This window comes from Nonomuraea sp. K271, assembly GCF_009908215.1.
Taxonomy (GTDB): domain Bacteria; phylum Actinomycetota; class Actinomycetes; order Streptosporangiales; family Streptosporangiaceae; genus Nonomuraea; species Nonomuraea longispora.
In genome coordinates this window covers 1-2,644 of sequence record NZ_JAAAHR010000335.1, presented here as the reverse complement: position 1 = coordinate 2,644, position 2,644 = coordinate 1, and the positions used below count along the sequence as shown (strand labels likewise).

Below are 2,644 nucleotides of genomic sequence, written 5' to 3'. Positions count from 1 at the left end.
CGGTCGGAGACGGCGGGCCAGTGGAGGAGCTCCTGGTCGGCGTGGTACGGCGTCCGTACCACCAGGATGGCGGCTGCCACCAGCATGAGCACGCCGAGCAGGACACCGGTGACCATCAACGCGCGCCCGCGCCACCCGCCTTCGTCGGCGGGCGCGGCGGGCGCAGGTCCACGGCGCGGTCCAGTCATCCCTCACATGCTAGAGACGTGTCCGGACCGCTCGGGCAAAGTGCTGGTAAATCACCCAAAATCCAGGAGAGCCGGGCGATCATGGTGCCCGGTGGTGAGGCTCAGCACGCGCACAGCAGGCCGCGCAGCGCCGTCTCCAGGCAGAGCCCGGAACGCGCGGGGCTCGGCCACGGGAAACGCACCAGCGAGTCGTCCGCCCGTACGGTCGCGCCGAACCGGTCCAGCTCCCACAACCACACCTCACCCGCCCGCTCGCCCAGCTGCCTGGACACCCCGGCCGTGAGCTGCGGCCGGTGCGAGGCATTGACGTGGGCGAGCACCCGCTCGGCCGTCTCGGCGAGCGGGTCGGGCGCCGCGCCCAGGTAGTCGTCGGCGTCTAGCGTCCCCGACTCCTGCCCGGTCAGGTAGACGACCTGGCCGACGTCCAGCCGCAGCAGCCGGGGCGCGTCCGGCTGCCCGTACCGCTCCAGCGCCTTGAACAGGCTTTCGTCCGGGCAGTGCGTGGCCACCGCGACGGCCGACGAGCGCGCCTCGCCCTCAGGTACGGCCTCCGCCCACCCCTGCACCTCGATCAGCCCGCGCGGGTGGGTGACGGAGCCGAGTTGCCGCATCGCCGTCAGGTTCACGGCCACGACGGCGTCCTGGCGCAGCCCGTGGAGCGTCTCCCCGGGCAGTACCAGCAGCACCGGACGCCCGCGTTCGTCGACCCCGCCGCGCGCGGGTGACGGGGCGCCGTTGACGGACAGCTTGGCGACGCCGGCGGTCGCGGCCAGGGTGCGGACCCGCTCGGGGATCGGCAGCATGAACGCCTCCTTGGGGCACGAAGGATGTGTTAGGTTAGGCTGGCCTAAGTAAGGGATACCTAATCACATCGAGGTGAACGTGCGCTACACCGGCCCGAAGGTGCGGCTCTCACGCCGCGCGGGCGTCCCGCTGACCAGGAAAGCCGTCCGCTACTTCGAGCAGCGCCCCTATCCGCCGGGCGAGCACGGCCGCAAGACCAACCGCCGCAACACCGGCGACTACGGGCTGCGGCTGATGGAGAAGCAGAAGCTGCGCTGGTACTACGACGTGTCCGAGCGGCAGCTGCGCCGCTACTGGGATCTCGCTCTTCGCAAGCCGGGCGCGTCAGGCGCCGAGCTGGTGGCGCTGCTGGAGTGCCGTCTGGCCTCGCTGGTGCTGCGCGCCGGGCTGGCGCCGTCCATCTACGCGGCCAGGCAGTACGTCAACCACGGCCACATCGCCGTGGACGGCCGCAAGGTCGACATCCCCAGTTACCTGCTCAAGCCGGGACAGATCGTCACGGTCAGGGAGCGCTCGCGCAGGCTGCAGCCGTTCGTGGCCGCCGCCGAAGGGGTGTATGCCGACGACCGGATCGCCCCCTACCTCACGGTCGACCACGGCGACCTCCGCTTCACGCTGACGCGGCGGCCCGAGCGTGAGGAGATCGTCGTCCCGGTGGACGAACAGCTCGTCGTGGAGTTCTACTCCCGCTAGCTCAGCCCAGGGTCCGCTGCCCGCGCAGCTCGGCGACCTCTTTGCGCAGCTCGGAGAGCTCGTCGAGGATGCGCTGGGTGTGGTGGGCGGCGTCCAGGCCCTTGGCGGCGCGTTCCTCGGCGTTCTCGTCGTCCATCGCGCTGACCACGACCGCGAGGAACAGGTTCAGCACGACGAACGTGCACACCAGGATGAAGATCGTGAAGAAGATCCAGGCCGACGGGTGGCGGCCCATCACCTCCCTGGCGATGTTGCCCCAGTCGTCACCCGTCATCGTCTGGTAGAGCGTGAACAACGAGGTGGGCAGGCTTCCGAACCGGTCGGGGGCGGTCTGCCCGTAGAGTTTGGTGGCCATGACGGCGGCCACGTAGAGCACCAGGGAGAGCAGCACCACGATCGAGCTCATCCCCGGCAGTGCGCGCAGCAGCGCCGAGACCACGCGGCGCAGGCTCGGCACGACCGACAACAACCGCAGCGCGCGCAGGATGCGCATCGAGCGCAGCACTGACAGGCCGCCGGTCGCCGGGGCCAGCGCGATGGTGACGATCAACGCGTCGAAGATGTTCCACGGGTCGCGGACGAACGCCGAACGCTCGACGTAGATCTTGGCCAGCAGTTCGACGACGAAGATGTAGAGCGCGACATGGTCGACGAGGATGAGCAGGTCACCGTGGCGCTCGACCACGGCTGGGAAGGTCTCCAGTCCCAGGACGGCCGCGTTGGCCAGGATCACGGCGATGATGAACCGCTGGAAGCGCCGGTGGGCGAGGATGTCGCGCAAGCGTTCACGCACGGGGGCAGGCTCCTAAGGCGATGATCATGTGGCTCCACCATGATGACGTACCATGATCAGAGAGAAGACTGTGGTATAAACCCACACGACACCAGACGGGGAAGGGGCCGGCGCCATGTCCTATCCGAATGACGGCCCCGGCTACTACGGCCCGCCCCCGCAGACC

General features: G+C 69.4%; 4 protein-coding genes. 1 reads left to right on the top strand and 3 read right to left on the bottom strand.

All coding sequences use genetic code 11. The features are described 5' to 3' along the window. Positions 1-188: hypothetical protein (locus GUY59_RS46615; RefSeq protein ID WP_161715123.1), on the bottom strand; the 188-nt coding region annotated here is incomplete at its 3' end. Positions 189-289: 101 nt separating this feature from the next. After that, complete coding sequence (locus GUY59_RS46610) at positions 290-991, bottom strand: DUF2470 domain-containing protein (RefSeq protein ID WP_138208781.1); 702 nt, start codon at positions 989-991, stop codon at positions 290-292. A gap of 79 nt (positions 992-1,070) precedes the next feature. On the opposite strand from GUY59_RS46610, the gene rpsD reads away from it, so the two are divergent. Continuing rightward, on the top strand, positions 1,071-1,685 hold the full coding sequence (gene rpsD, locus GUY59_RS46605; RefSeq protein WP_138208783.1) for a 30S ribosomal protein S4: 615 nt from the start codon (positions 1,071-1,073) through the stop codon (positions 1,683-1,685). 1 nt (position 1,686) lies between these two features. On the opposite strand, the gene GUY59_RS46600 is transcribed toward rpsD, so the two are convergent. Continuing rightward, positions 1,687-2,478 carry an ion transporter gene (locus GUY59_RS46600; protein WP_138208780.1) on the bottom strand — a complete coding sequence of 264 codons (792 nt, stop codon included), beginning with the start codon at positions 2,476-2,478 and terminating at the stop codon, positions 1,687-1,689. Positions 2,479-2,644 lie beyond the last annotated feature (166 nt).